A 13,437-nucleotide genomic window follows, 5' to 3' on the forward strand; every position below is an offset into this window, starting at 1 on the left:
CGGGCGCCCGGGAAGGGCGGGGCATGGTCGATTGTTACTAAAATCTGGGTGTAAAACGTACGTCTGCTTCTGGCCGGAAGCAGACGTCACTAGGGCAGGGATTAGAGGGCGCTATCGGCGGTAGAGCAGCCGCTTCAAGGCGGGCTGTGGGAGGTAAAGGGAGCGCGTCTTCTGGCAACTCGTGCATGCATTATGGGGATCGAGGACGATTTTCATAATTATGAAAATTTAGTCGTTTTTGCATAATTTGGGGTGGCAGTCGTAGCTCTCGGGCGAAGATTTTGTCTAATACCCGCTTCTAGCCGAAAGCAGCCGCCCTAGAGCGCGGCGGTTAGGGAGGGTTATCGCGGGTAGGGGAGGGGCAGCTTCGACCTTGGACGGTCGTGGCCCCAACGATGTGAATCGAGTCTGGCAGCCAGGGTTTCAGACTGAGTTGCAGCCATGATCGGCCTGATCGATCGGCCTGCCAGCCACCTAAGTCACTGAAAGCAAACGATTAATAAAATTAGCAGGTCACCAATAAAACCTGCTAAAAAGCCTCGCGCCTTGCCAAATGGCTACGTCCGCTTCTGGCCGCTCCTTGACCCACCAAGATCGAGGAGTAAACGACCTTAGCTCAGGCATCCGTCTGCTCGGCAATCTCCAGAGTATCGTCGACCTCGATCCCCAGATAGCGCACAGTGCTTTCCAGCTTCGTGTGGCCAAGAAGCAGCTGGACAGCTCGCAGGTTCCGAGTGCGTCGATAGATCAGCAATGCCTTGGCCCTGCGAACACGACGATAACGATGGCGTTATCTTCACGATGCTGGAGGCGCTTCGGGCAGCTGCCGAGACGCCTGTTTTGGCCCAAAACTAACATAGAGCTCGGATGGCCCCGGGTGTAAGCTCGGATCCTCGTACAGGGTGGGCGCCATGAAGCAACTTCGACAACCGTAGTCCGAAGTAGACGAGCACCGGCGCATCACGATGGGACTTGATCCGACAGGACTAGTTCGCACTCTGAGATCAAGACGTGGGCGAACAGTCTCGTCGAGACATCTGAGAGAGCTCGCATTCGACAGAGATTCTTGAGCCCCCTTCGGTCGTTGTCCGCACATGGCCGGAAGCCGACATCCGGTTGATGATCGAATCGGTATGCTGATCGCCCTGAATTGGTCGCGTTGATCAGCTTCATCGGTGCGCGCATCCGATGTCGTCCAGAATAGGCCGCGGCCTCTGCGTAATGTCGACCAGATCTACATGAAGACTGGCGACATGGTAATGCAGAGCGAGCAGGTCGCTCGCTGGGCAGATGGCAAGAAGCTTGCTTTCATTGGCGACGGCGATGCCATCAGCGTTTGCGTTGCGTTGCTCAAACACCGCGAGATCTTCGACTATGGTCCGTCAGAGGTCGTGGAGTCTGCGTTATGGGTAGAAGCTGCAGCGCGACACCAGCGCTTCAGGTTTTCAGAAGCGGGCGTGCACGCCGAAACTCGTGCTCAATCCTGTTTGGGATTTACTCGGATGCTCAGGCGAGCTCGATCAGTGGATCGGGCCTGACGGATAGCACAGGCCGCAGGCGGCCGCGGCCGCGGCCAAACTGTGCTTTTCCTGGGCGGACAAATTACGCTTTCATGCACATGCCGTCGCATCGCCGCCACATGTTCGGGCCTCGGCTCCAGCGGCTGATCAAGACGTTCGTCTCCGGCGTTTCAGCCAGCGGTTCGGCGACGGCTCCTGTTCCGCGCCCGCCGCGCGACCTTGCAGGCCGCGGCGATGGCCAGCGTCAGCACGATCGTGGACAGCAGTTGCAGCCGGGAGTCGGGCGACAGCAGCGTCAGCGCGAAGATCAATGCAAGGATCGCCAGACCCAGCCAGGTCACGTACGGGAAACCGCGCATGCGGAACGGCAACGGTGTGCCGGCCCGGTCTGCGCGACGGCGCAGGATCAGCTGCGAGACCAGGGTGATCGTCCACACCATCAGGCAGGTCGAACCGACCAGGTTGAGCAGCGCGGGCAACACCCGCTCGGGGAACCACAGCTCCAGCAGGGTGGCAAAGAACCCGAATGTGACGCTCGCCATCACCGCGACCAGTGGCACCATGCGCCGGTTTACCCGGGCCAGGCCGCGTGGCGCCTCGCCGCGCTCGGCCAGCGAGAAGATCATCCGCGAGGCGCCATATAGGTTGGCGTTGAGCGCCGACAGCAGCGCGATCACCGCGACCAGGGTGATCGCGGTGGCGGCTCCCGGGATCGCGGCGACCTGCAGCACCGCCGCGAACGGCGACTTCAATGCGTCGCTGGTCCACGGCACCACCGCGATGATCACCGCGATCGAACCGATGTAGAACACGAGGATGCGCCAGGCGACGGTGCGGATCGCGCGGGCGAGACTGCGCCCTGGCTGCTCGGATTCCGCGGCGGCGATGGCGACGATCTCGGTACCGCCGAACGCGAACACCACCACCAACAAGGCCGCGCCAATCCCGGCCAGACCCTTGGGCGCGAAGCCGCCGTGGGTGGTGAAGTTGGATAGCCCCGGCGAGGGTGCCGCCGGCAGGAGTCCGAGCAGCAGCGCCGCGCCGATCGCGATGAAGGCGAGGATCGCGATCACCTTGATGATCGCGAACCAGAACTCGAACTCGCCGAAGTTGCGCACGCCCAGCAGGTTGATCGCGGTGAATATCGCCATGAACAACAGCGACAGCCAGGGCACCGGCAACGAGGGCCAGACCGTGGCCAGCAGTCCGGCGGCACCGACCGATTCGGCCGCGACAACGACCACGATCTGCAGCCACCACAGCCAGCCGACGGTGGCTCCCGCGGTCGGGCCCATCGCGTCGGCGGCATAGACCGAGAACGCGCCGCTGGACGGACGCGCTGCGGCCATCTCGCCCAGCGCGTGCATCACGATGATCACCAGCGCGCCGGCGATCAGATAGGAGACCAGCACCGCCGGCCCCGCCGCCTGCACGCCCACGCCCGAGCCGAGGAACAGGCCCGCGCCGATGGCGGTGCCCAGGCCCATCATGATCAGCTGGCGGGGCTTCAAGGCATGTTGAAGCCGCGGCTCGCCGACGGGAGAGCTGGCGGAAGTGGGGTCGGGTAGTTGCGGAGAAAGGGACATTCGGTGGACGGGCTGCGAGTGGCGAGCCCGCAACGATACCCGTCAGTGCGATTCGCGGGGCGGCGGTCGTTCTGGGGTAGTGGCCGGTGCGCCGGGGCTGGCCGGCGACGCAGGTATCGTCGCCATGAGGTGCCGCTGGCGGTCGCACAAAGGAATTGTGCCAAATATAGAACGTACAGATATAAAACTTGTTGTTTATCCTGATGATGATATCAATCAAGCTGTTTCCGTCCGGCGACGCATCGTCGCCCCTTGAACACGGAGACCGCCGACATGATCACCTTGCGCCCCGCCTCGGAACGCGGCCACGCCAACCACGGCTGGCTTGACTCCCATCACAGCTTCTCGTTCGCCGGTTACCACGACCCGAACCACATGCACTGGGGCCCGCTGCGGGTCATCAACGAAGACCGGGTGCAAGGCGGCAAGGGCTTCGGTACCCATCCGCACCAGGACATGGAGATCATCAGTTACGTCCTCGATGGCGCGCTGGCCCACCGCGACTCCATGGGCACCGGCGCCACCATCGTGCCGGGCGAGGTGCAGCGGATGAGCGCCGGCACCGGCATCACCCACTCCGAGTACAACCACGAACAGGGCAAGACCACGCACTTCCTGCAGATCTGGATCATCCCCTCTGTGCGCGGCATTCAGCCCGGCTATGAGCAGAAGGCTTTCCCGGAGGCCGAGAAGCGCGGCCGCCTGCGGCTGGTGGCCAGTCCGGACGGTGCCGACGGCTCGGTGCTGATCCACCAGGACGCACGGATGTATTCGGGTCTGTTCGATGCCGGCGAAGCGGCCGTACAGGAGCTTGCGCCGGGCCGCCTGGGCTACGTGTACATGGCCCGCGGCAGCGCGGTGGTGAATGGCCACGCTGTCTCTGCCGGCGACGCGTTGCTGTACGCCGACGAGTCGCAGGTGCTGATCGAACGCGGCGACGGTGCCGAGATCCTCGCCTTCGACCTGCCGTCGCTGCAATGAAGCCGACAGCGATGAACCTCGGGTGGCCAGCGATCAATTCAGGCTTTCCCGGCACGGCCAGCGGCTCCGCATAACCGTCACACTCCGCGGCTAGCCTGTCCGCTGTTTCGTGGCGCAGGGGGGGCGCAAACGTGGGCATGTCGGATCGATTGGGGCACGCGGCGATGCTGGCCGTGCTGGCGACCTCGGCATACGTGACCGGGTGCGGACCGGCGCCGGTGGATGGCACCTCCTCAGCTGCCGCCGTGCCGGCGCGTGACGTCATCGAAAAGCGCATCGACCCTGGCCGCGGCGATCTCGCCGTGCTCGCCATGGCGGCGATGGCTGAGAACCGCATCCACTTGCCGGTCGGCGACAGCGCGATTGACTACTACCTGGCGCTGCGCGAGCAGCGGCCCAATGACGCGGGAGTGGCCGCGGCGCTGGCCGAGTTGTCGCCGTACATGGTGATCGCCACCGAGCAGGCGATCGTGCAGGACGATGTGTACGAGGCGGATCGCCTGTTGGTGCTGTTGCGACGGATCGACGCCGATGCGCCAGCCTTGCCGCGGTTGGGCGAGGGTCTGCAGGTATTGCATCAAGCGCGCCAGGCCGAGATGGAACGCGCAGCCAGCGAGTCGTCGCGGCGGGCATCAACGTCGGCGCCGGTACTTGTTGCCGACCCGGGCAAACCTGCGCCAACGGCGACGGCCGCGCCCGCCATCGAGGCCTCGCAGCCCCCGGCCCAGCCGCCGCGCGTCGAGCTGGCGAGCGTCGAGCCCGTCCCTCCGCCGACGCGGCCGCAATCAAAGCCAAAGCCGGTGATTCCGCGCCTGCTCCAGGATGCCGCTCCACGATACCCGCTGTCGGCATTGCGGCGCGGCATCGAGGGCTACGTCCAGGTCGCTTTCACCATCAAGCCGGACGGCAGCGTCAGCGCGCCGCGGCTGCTCTCGGCCAATCCCGAAGGTGTGTTCGACGAGGCTGCGATCGCGGCGGCGAGGCGCTGGCGGTTCGAGCCCGGCGCGACAGCGGTCACTACCAACCGTGTGGTCAACTTCACCCTGCCCGAGGGGTGACGGCGCTTGGTCGCTGGCCGCCTCGAGGCACAACGGCGACAATGGTGCGATGAACGATACCGCCCAACTGCTCGAAACCGTCGAGCACGAAACTCGCCCGGACCCGACCTGGGCCGTCATCTGGCTGCATGGCCTCGGTGCCGACGGCAATGACTTCGCGCCGATCGTTCCCGAGCTGGTCCGCAAGGATTGGCCGGGGCTGCGCTTCGTGTTTCCACACGCGCCCATGCGCGCGGTCACGATCAACAACGGCATGTCGATGCGGGCCTGGTACGACATCGTCAGCCTCGATGCCAACAAGATGACCGACCGCGCCGACGAGGCCGGGGTCACCCAGTCGGTGGCGCAGGTCGAGGCTTTGATCGCCCGCGAGCTCGAGCGTGGCATCGCGCCCGACCGCGTGGTGCTGGCCGGGTTCTCGCAGGGCGGCGCGGTCGCGCTGGCCGCGGGGCTGCGGCGCAGCGAGCCGCTGGCCGGGCTGGTCGCGTTGTCGACCTACCTGCCGTTGTCGACCGCGGCGCTGGCTGGCCTGGAACAGTCGGTGCCGGCTGCGGCGCCGACCCAACCGTTGTTCATGGCCCACGGCCAGTTCGACCCGGTGGTGCCGTTCGCGGCAGGCCAAGCCAGTGCCGCACGGCTGCGCGCGCTGGGGTTCAAGATCGACTGGCACGCCTACCCGATGGCCCATCAGGTTTGCGCCGAACAGATTCGCGACCTTGGCGACTGGCTGGCGGCGCGCTTTGCCGCCAGCTAGAACGGCGACGCGGCGAAGCTCACACGACCATACGGATACAGGGGCAGGCCGATGAAAGTAGTCATCGTCGACGACGAACCACTGGCGCGCGAGCGTTTGCGCGGACTGCTGAAGGACATGGACGGCATCGAGGTGGTCGCCGAAGCCTGTGACGGCGCCGAGGCCCTGCACGCCTGCGCCGAGCATTCCCCCGATCTGGTGTTGCTGGATATCGCCATGCCCGGCATTGACGGACTGGAGGTGGCGCGCCACCTGGCGGCCTTCGAGCCGCGTCCGGCGGTCGTGTTCTGTACTGCCTACGACATCCACGCGCTGTCGGCATTCGAAGCCGAGGCGATCGACTACCTGGTCAAGCCGGTTCGCGCCGAGCGCCTGGCCGCCGCGCTGGAACGGGTGCGTACCTTTGCCGCCGGACGCGAGCGTACCGGCGACCATCCCGGGGGCCCGCGCAGTCACCTTTGTGCGCGCCTGCGCGGCAGCCTGCGGCTGATCCCGGTCGAGGACGTGCATTACCTGTACGCCGACGAGAAGTACGTCGTGGTCCACCACGCGCGCGGCGAGGACCTGATCGAGGCGTCGTTGAAGTCGCTGGAGGACGAGTTCGGTGAGCGCTTCCTGCGCATCCATCGCAATTGCCTGGTTTCCCGTCACCTGGTCACCGAGCTGCGCCGCAGCCCGGACGGACAGGTAACGGTACTGCTCGGGAACGTGGCCGAGCCGCTGGAAGTCAGTCGGCGCTGCGCAAGCGCGGTGCGCGAAGTGCTGAAGCAGCTTTAACGGCGATAATGACCGCATGACTACCCTGCGTATCGCTACCCGCAAGAGCCCGCTCGCCCTGTGGCAGAGCGAACACGTCGCCGACGCCCTGCGCGCGGCGCATCCCGGAATCCTCGTCCAGCTGGTGCCGATGAGTACCCGCGGCGACGAGGTGCTGGACCGTTCGCTGGCCGCGATCGGCGGCAAGGGCCTGTTCCTGAAGGAGCTTGAAATTGCGATGCAGCGCGGCGAGGCAGACTGCGCGGTGCACTCGCTGAAGGATGTGCCGATGGCGCTGGAGCCGGGCTTTGCGTTGCCGGCGATCCTGCCGCGTGCCGACTACGCGGACGCCTTCATCAGCAACCATTTCGACAATATTGCCAGCCTGCCCGAGGGTGCCGTGGTTGGCACATCGTCGTTGCGGCGGCAGGCGCAATTGCGTGCGCTGCGTCCGGACCTGCAATTGCGCGACCTGCGTGGCAACGTCAACACCCGGCTGGCCAAGCTCGATGCCGGTGATTACGACGCGATCGTGCTCGCTTGCGCCGGTCTGCAACGGCTCGGCTTTGATGACCGGATCCGGTCGCGGTTGCAGGCACCGGACTGGCTGCCGGCGCCGGCGCAGGGGGCGATCGCGATCGAATGCCGCGACGACGATGCCGCCACAGCGGCGCTTTGCGCGGCACTGGACCATGCCCACACCCGCACCTGCGTGGAGGCCGAGCGGGCGATGAATCGCGCCCTGGACGGCAGTTGCCACGTGCCCGTCGCCGGCCTGGCCACGCTTGACGGCGAGCGTTTGCGATTGCACGGGCTGGTCGGTTCGGCAGCCAACGGCGGCGCGGTGCGTGCCGATGCGGAGGGCAGCGCCGATGCCCCCGAGGCGCTGGGGGCGAAGGTCGCCAGAGCGTTGCTCGACCAGGGCGCCGGCGAATTGCTGGCGCAAGCGTTGTCATCGCCCGCGACGCGGGGCTGACTAAAGAGGGTTTGGCTAGAACCGTCGCCGCAGCTGCAGCGACGACTCCGCCGATTCGGTGCCGGTGACACCGGCCTCGTTATGGCGGATCTGGAAGTCGCCTTCCAGGGTCCAGAACGGCCACAAGGCGACATCCAGGCCAACCGACTGCTTGACGAACGTCGCCCCTTGCCCGGTTTCGAACTGGATGGTCTGGTTCCATCGTGCGCGCTCAGTGATCTGGTGCCCGATGTCGATCTCGCCCCGCAGCACCGGGCCGGACAGGTTGATGCCATCGTCGTGGAGCGGCGCAAGCCGGTAGGCGGCGCCCAGCTGCACGCCCAGTTGGGTCGGGCCGTTGCGCAGCGCCTGCAGGTGGTAGCGGGTGCCGATGCGCCAGTCATTGGCGTAGCTCGCCTTTGCATCACGCGGGCGTGCCGGTGCGCTCAGTCCGATCCACGGGCCACTGCCGGGCAAGCTCAGCCGCCCGCCGCGCTTGCTGTCGAACGCCAGATGATTGCCAAGCGGGGAGGCCGCGCGCTGCCATTCTTCATCGCCACAGCGAGTCGAATAGCAGAACAGCCGCAGCTGCGCCGGGTCGCTGCCAAGCGCCATCAGCGCCGGGTCGCCAACCGCCGCTGTGGGCAGGGTGATGAATGGGCCGGTAAGCAGGACCAGCCCCAAGGTGCCAAGCATGGTCAACCATGGATCGGTGAAGGAACGCCCATTATGGCAATGATCACGTACCGACCCAAATACGTCGGTTCAGCTGGCAATAGTGGCGGCGGCTCTGGCCCGATGCGATGCTTGCGCCATGGAACGTATCGAACGCATTCACGCCCTGCACCGGATCCTGACTTCCGCGCGCTATCCGGTCACGGTGCAGCGTCTGCAGGAGGAGCTGGAATGTTCACGGGCGACGGTCTATCGCGACCTCGCCTACCTGCGCGACCAGTTGATGGCACCGGTGATCGGCAACGGCGAGGCCGGGTTCCGCTACGACCCCGACGAGAGTGATCGTTTCGAGTTGCCCGGCCTGTGGCTGAACTCCGAGGAGCTGCACTCGCTGTTGGCGGCCCAGCAGTTGATGCTGCGCAGCGGCGGCGGTGTGTTGTCGAACGCACTGGCGCCGTTGCAACACCGCATCGAGAAGCTGCTCGACGACCATGCCGGCGGCCGGCGGGTGCCGATCGAGCGCATCCGCGTAATCCCGCACCGCACCCGGCGACTGGACGAAACCGCGTTCCGCCACGTCGCCACTGCGGTGCTGGACCGCAAGCAGTTGGCATTCGAATATCGCGCCCGCTCCACCGACCAGGCCACCCGGCGCACGGTGTCGCCGCAACGCATGACCCACTATCGCGACAACTGGTACCTGGATGCCTGGGACCACGACCGTGATGCATTGCGCAGCTTCGCGGTCGACCGCATCAGCAACGCCCGCCAGCTAGACGGGGCGGTGCATGACGTTCCGGACGAGGAGCTCGATCGCCAGCTGGCCTCCAGCTACGGCATTTTCTCCGGCACTCCGAAAGGCTGGGCGACGATCGTGTTCAGCGCCAAGGCCGCGCGCTGGGTGGCCGACGAGCATTGGCACTCGCAGCAGCAGGGCCGGTTCCTCAATGACGGGCGCTATGAACTGAAGGTGCCCTTCAGCTCCGGGCGCGAGCTGCTGATGGACGTGCTGCATTACGGCAGCGACGCCGAGATCCTCGAGCCACCGGTGTTGCGGGAGCAGGCGCGCGCCTTGTTGTCGCTGGCAATGGGCAACTACGAGCGCGACCCCCGCTGACCGGTCAGTAGACGAACCCCACGGCGTGCCGGGCTACGGTTTGCGCGCGCTCCTCACCAGGTACAGGCCGAGCACGACGGCGACCGCCGCCACCAGCGCGCTGGGCAGCAGTCCCTGCAGTAGCGCGCCAATCGATCCTGCACCCGCTTCAATGTCCATGCCGATCGGATCGATGACGCCGTAGCCGAGCAGCATGATGAAGGCGAAGCCGAGCGCGATACACAGGTAACCGATGTACAGCCGCGTGTTCATGACGTGTCCTCCTGTTCGCCGGTGACAAGTGTGCCGGCCGCACGGCGGATACGCGAGCGACCGCGGGTGAAGACGGCCGTCGATGCGTCGCGTTCGCAGCGGCTGGCGATCGTCGCGTCCGTGGCATCCTTGAGCCAGGGTCACCTCGATCCGCAACCACGCCCCTTGCCATGGCCTGTATCGAAGATCTCCCAGACATCCGACCGCCGGGACTTTCGCTCGATCCGGTTGCGGGTTGCTGATGGCCGGCGCAGACGCCCCCCGGATCGAGCGCGACGAACCGGTCGCCCTGGTGCTCGGTGCCGGTGGCGCGCGCGGGTTCGCGCAGATCGGCGTGATCGAATCACTGCAGAAGCGCGGCCTGAATATCGTCGCGGTTGCCGGCTCGTCCTGCGGAGCGTTGGTCGGCGGCTTGTTTGCGGCCGGGCAGCTCGACGTGTTCCGCGAGTGGGTGTTGTCGATGAGCCGGACCGACATGTTGCGCCTGCTCGATCCGGTGTTTGGCCAGCCCGCGCTGTTTGAAGGCACGCGCTTGATGGCGGCGTTGCGGAAACGCACCGGCGACATCCGGATCGAGGACCTGCCGATCGACTTCACCGCGGTTGCGGTCGACTTGCCGCGCCAGCGCGAAGTCTGGCTGCGTGACGGTGACCTGTGGGATGCGGTGCGCGCCTCGATCGCGATCCCCGGCGTGTTCACCCCGCACCGTGTAGACGGTCGCGAGTTGGTCGATGGTGGCCTGCTGGCACCACTGCCGATCGCGGCGACCCGCCTGTCGGGTGCGCACCGATTGATTGCGGTCGACATGAACAGCTGGCCGAGCAACCCGCCCGGCAGGCCTGCGGAGCCGGACGCACCCGAACCGCGCATCGGCGATGAGAGCCCTGCGCACGGGGGGCTGCTCGACTGGATCGAGCGTCGCTTCCATCGCAACGGCAACGATGTCGGCGCGTCCATGGACACCGGATCCCAGTACGGCTTCATTGAGCTGATGGCGCGCTCGCTGGATACCATGCAGGCACAGATCGCGCGCGTGCAGATGGCGCTGGACCCGCCGGAACTGGTGATACGGATCCCGCGCGATGCCTGTGAGTTCTACGAGTTCTGGCGCGCGCGCGAGCTCATCGCGATCGGTCGCGCCGAAGCCGACAAGGTGCTCGACGCCGCCGGCTACTGAGCATCGTCCAGGCGCGTGGCGGCAACGTCATCCATGCGGTCGCAGCCCGTGAGATCGCGCAGCGCAATGCTGCGGCTCCACCCATCAGGAGCCGCGCCATGAACCGTTCCGACCGAGTTGCCATCGATCCGATTGATCCGCGTATCGAGGACGTGCTGCGCTACGCCAGCGCGATCGGCGCGACCTTGCTGGTGTTGCTGCCGGCGGCGCGCGGTTCCAGCGAGATGATCGGCTGGCTGCCGTTGTGGTTGCTGGTGATGCCGCTGAGTGGCTGGTGGTTGGTGCGCCAGGTCCGCCGCCCGCGACTCGCTGGGAGGGCCCGTCACGGGTGACTTGGTGCACGCGGCCGGCATCGGGCCGCCGTGCTAGCGTGCGGGCTTCGTGTTTCACCTTTGTCCAGATAACTTTGTCTAGATAACTTTGTTTAGATACCGGAGCGCCCATGTCCACGCTGTCGCAGGCCTGCCAGGCCGCCATCCTCGTTGCCGGCCTGACCGTTGCTGCGGGCGCTGCCCACGCCCAGGAGTCCGCCGTGTCCGATCCCTATCTCTGGCTTGAGAACGTCGAAGGGGAGAAGGCGCTTGATTGGGTCAAGGCCCGCAACGCCGTGACCGAAGCCGAGCTCGCCAGCACGCAGGAATTTAAGCAGCTGGAAGCGAAGATCCTCGCGATCCTCGACTCGGAGGCGAAGATCCCGTCCGTCAGCAAGATTGGCGACTATTACTACAACTTCTGGAAGGACGCCGGGCACGAGCGCGGCATCTGGCGACGCACCACGCTGGCCGAGTACCGCAAGGACTCGCCGCAGTGGGAAACCGTCATCGACCTGGACGCACTCAACCAGGCCGAGGGTGAGAACTGGGTCTGGCATGGCGCGGACTGCCTGAAGCCGGCCTATGAGCGCTGCCTGATCGCGCTGTCGCGCGGCGGCGCCGACGCCGATGTCACCCGCGAGTTCGACCTGTCCACCCAGTCCTGGGTCACCGACGGTTTCTTCCGCGATGAGGCCAAGGGCGGGCTGGGCTGGATCGACCGCGACCATGTCTACGTGTTTACCGATTTTGGCCCCGACGCGGACGGCGCGCCCACGGTGACCGAGTCCGGTTACCCGCGCGTGGTCAAGCAGTGGGCCCGCGGCACCCCGATGTCCGAGGCCACGGTGGTCTATGAAGGCCAACCCGACGACATGTATATCGCCGCCGCCCACGACCACACCCCGGGCTTCGAGCGCGATTTCGTCAGCCGCTCTCTGGCGTTCTACAACGACGAGTTGTACCTGCGCGAAGACGGCGAGCTGACCAGGATCGATGCACCCAACTCGGCCAACAAGTCGGTGCACAAAGACTGGTTGGTGCTGGAGTTGCGCAACCCGTACGAGGCCGGTGGCAAGACCTGGCCGGCCGGCAGCCTGATCGCGGCCAATTTCGACGATTTCATGGCCGGTGGGCGCGAGTTCACCGCGCTGTTCGAGCCCAGCGAGACCACTTCGCTGGCCGGCTCGGCCGTGACCGCCAACCATCTGGTGTTGAACGTGCTTGATGACGTGCGCAACCAGCTCAGCGTGTTGACCCCACCGGAAGACGCCCAGGGCGAATGGACTCGTAGTGCCTTCGTCGGCCAGCCCGAGGGCAGCGTCAAGGTGTGGGCCGTCGACCCCGACGACAACGACATGATCTGGATCACCGCCGACGGCTACCTCAGCCCGGAGACGTTGGCGATCGCCGAGGTTGGCCAGGCGCCGCAGGTGCTGAAGACCATGCCGGCGTTCTTCGACGCTTCCAGCCACAAGGTCGAGCAGTTCTTTGCCACCAGCAAGGACGGCACACAGGTCCCGTACTTCATCGTCAAGCCGAAAGATCTGGTGCTCGATGGCACGACACCGACCCTGCTGTACGGCTATGGCGGCTTCGAGATATCGATGCTGCCCGGATATTCGGGCAACGTTGGCACGGCGTGGCTGGAGAAGGGCGGCGTGTACGCGGTCGCCAACATCCGCGGCGGCGGCGAGTACGGCCCGCGCTGGCACCAGGCCGCGCTCAGGGCCAACCGTCACAAGGCCTATGAGGACTTTGCCGCGGTCGCCCAGGACCTGGTCGCACGCAAGATCACCTCGCCCGACAAGCTCGGCACCCAGGGCGGCAGCAACGGTGGCCTGCTGGTGGGCAACATGTTGACCCAGTATCCGGAGCTGTTTGGCGCCATCGTGGTGCAGGTGCCGCTGCTGGACATGAAGCGTTACCACAAGCTGCTGGCCGGGGCGTCGTGGATGGCCGAGTACGGCGATCCGGACAAGCCGGAGGAGTGGGCGTTCATCAAGACCTTCTCGCCATACCACCTGTTTGATGCCGACAAGGACTACCCGCCAACCCTGTTCACCACCTCGACCCGCGACGACCGCGTCCACCCCGGCCATGCGCGCAAGATGATGGCCAGGATGCTGGAGGCCGACAAGGACGTGCGCTATTACGAGAACATCGAAGGCGGTCATGGCGGCTCGGCCAACAACAAGCAGGCCGCGCACATGAGCGCGCTGGCGTATACGTTCCTGTGGAACCAGTTGGCGGACTGAATGCGCAAAGGCCGGGCATGCCCGGCCTTTTTTTGCA

General features: G+C 65.8%; 13 protein-coding genes. 10 read left to right on the forward strand and 3 right to left on the reverse strand.

Annotation, left to right across the window (positions count from 1 at the left end; all coding sequences use genetic code 11):
• Nucleotides 1-1,238 precede the first annotated feature (1,238 nt).
• Entirely contained in the window at nt 1,239-1,538 is a 300-nt protein-coding gene (locus ACW7G0_RS00005; RefSeq protein ID WP_456986826.1) for a hypothetical protein, read from the forward strand.
• A gap of 152 nt (nt 1,539-1,690) precedes the next feature.
• Here ACW7G0_RS00005 and ACW7G0_RS00010 read toward each other — a convergent pair whose 3' ends face one another.
• Entirely contained in the window at nt 1,691-3,106 is a 1,416-nt protein-coding gene (locus ACW7G0_RS00010) for an amino acid permease (protein ID WP_456986827.1), read from the reverse strand.
• A 273-nt stretch (nt 3,107-3,379) separates the two neighbouring features.
• On the opposite strand from ACW7G0_RS00010, the gene ACW7G0_RS00015 reads away from it, so the two are divergent.
• The 5 genes from ACW7G0_RS00015 to hemC all read left to right on the forward strand — a co-directional run bounded on the left by ACW7G0_RS00015 (nt 3,380) and on the right by hemC (nt 7,631).
• Complete coding sequence (locus ACW7G0_RS00015; protein ID WP_456986828.1) at nt 3,380-4,087, forward strand: pirin family protein; 708 nt, start codon at nt 3,380-3,382, stop codon at nt 4,085-4,087.
• 137 nt (nt 4,088-4,224) lie between these two features.
• Nucleotides 4,225-5,145, forward strand: a complete 921-nt coding sequence (locus ACW7G0_RS00020; RefSeq protein ID WP_456986830.1) for a TonB family protein — start codon at nt 4,225-4,227, stop codon at nt 5,143-5,145.
• Nucleotides 5,146-5,194: 49 nt separating this feature from the next.
• Nucleotides 5,195-5,899: an alpha/beta hydrolase gene (locus ACW7G0_RS00025; RefSeq protein ID WP_456986832.1), complete on the forward strand. Its 705-nt coding sequence runs from the start codon at nt 5,195-5,197 to the stop codon at nt 5,897-5,899.
• A 51-nt stretch (nt 5,900-5,950) separates the two neighbouring features.
• On the forward strand, nt 5,951-6,676 hold the full coding sequence (locus ACW7G0_RS00030; protein WP_456986834.1) for a LytR/AlgR family response regulator transcription factor: 726 nt from the start codon (nt 5,951-5,953) through the stop codon (nt 6,674-6,676).
• Nucleotides 6,677-6,692: 16 nt separating this feature from the next.
• Entirely contained in the window at nt 6,693-7,631 is a 939-nt protein-coding gene (gene hemC / locus ACW7G0_RS00035; RefSeq protein WP_456986836.1) for a hydroxymethylbilane synthase, read from the forward strand.
• A gap of 15 nt (nt 7,632-7,646) precedes the next feature.
• On the opposite strand, the gene ACW7G0_RS00040 is transcribed toward hemC, so the two are convergent.
• Nucleotides 7,647-8,306, reverse strand: coding sequence for a DUF481 domain-containing protein (locus ACW7G0_RS00040; protein ID WP_456986838.1), 660 nt, complete (start codon nt 8,304-8,306; stop codon nt 7,647-7,649).
• 118 nt (nt 8,307-8,424) lie between these two features.
• Here ACW7G0_RS00040 and ACW7G0_RS00045 point away from each other — a divergent pair, with 118 nt between their 5' ends.
• Nucleotides 8,425-9,402, forward strand: a complete 978-nt coding sequence (locus tag ACW7G0_RS00045) for a helix-turn-helix transcriptional regulator (RefSeq protein WP_456986839.1) — start codon at nt 8,425-8,427, stop codon at nt 9,400-9,402.
• Nucleotides 9,403-9,435: 33 nt separating this feature from the next.
• Here the strand turns inward: ACW7G0_RS00045 and ACW7G0_RS00050 are convergent, their stop codons facing one another.
• The gene (locus tag ACW7G0_RS00050; protein WP_456986840.1) at nt 9,436-9,654 is read right to left on the reverse strand and encodes a hypothetical protein; all 219 of its coding nucleotides are present in this window, start codon (nt 9,652-9,654) and stop codon (nt 9,436-9,438) included.
• Between the two features lie 241 nt (nt 9,655-9,895).
• On the opposite strand from ACW7G0_RS00050, the gene ACW7G0_RS00055 reads away from it, so the two are divergent.
• The 3 genes from ACW7G0_RS00055 (at nt 9,896) to ACW7G0_RS00065 (ending at nt 13,400) form a co-directional block, all read left to right on the forward strand.
• Complete coding sequence (locus ACW7G0_RS00055; protein ID WP_456986841.1) at nt 9,896-10,831, forward strand: patatin-like phospholipase family protein; 936 nt, start codon at nt 9,896-9,898, stop codon at nt 10,829-10,831.
• A gap of 98 nt (nt 10,832-10,929) precedes the next feature.
• Nucleotides 10,930-11,163 (forward strand): hypothetical protein, encoded by a 234-nt coding sequence (locus ACW7G0_RS00060; protein ID WP_456986842.1) that lies wholly within the window; start codon nt 10,930-10,932, stop codon nt 11,161-11,163.
• Nucleotides 11,164-11,273: 110 nt separating this feature from the next.
• Entirely contained in the window at nt 11,274-13,400 is a 2,127-nt protein-coding gene (locus tag ACW7G0_RS00065) for a prolyl oligopeptidase family serine peptidase (protein ID WP_456986844.1), read from the forward strand.
• The last annotated feature ends 37 nt before the right edge of the window (nt 13,401-13,437 follow it).

The sequence above is a fragment of the Lysobacter sp. A286 genome, from assembly GCF_054052105.1.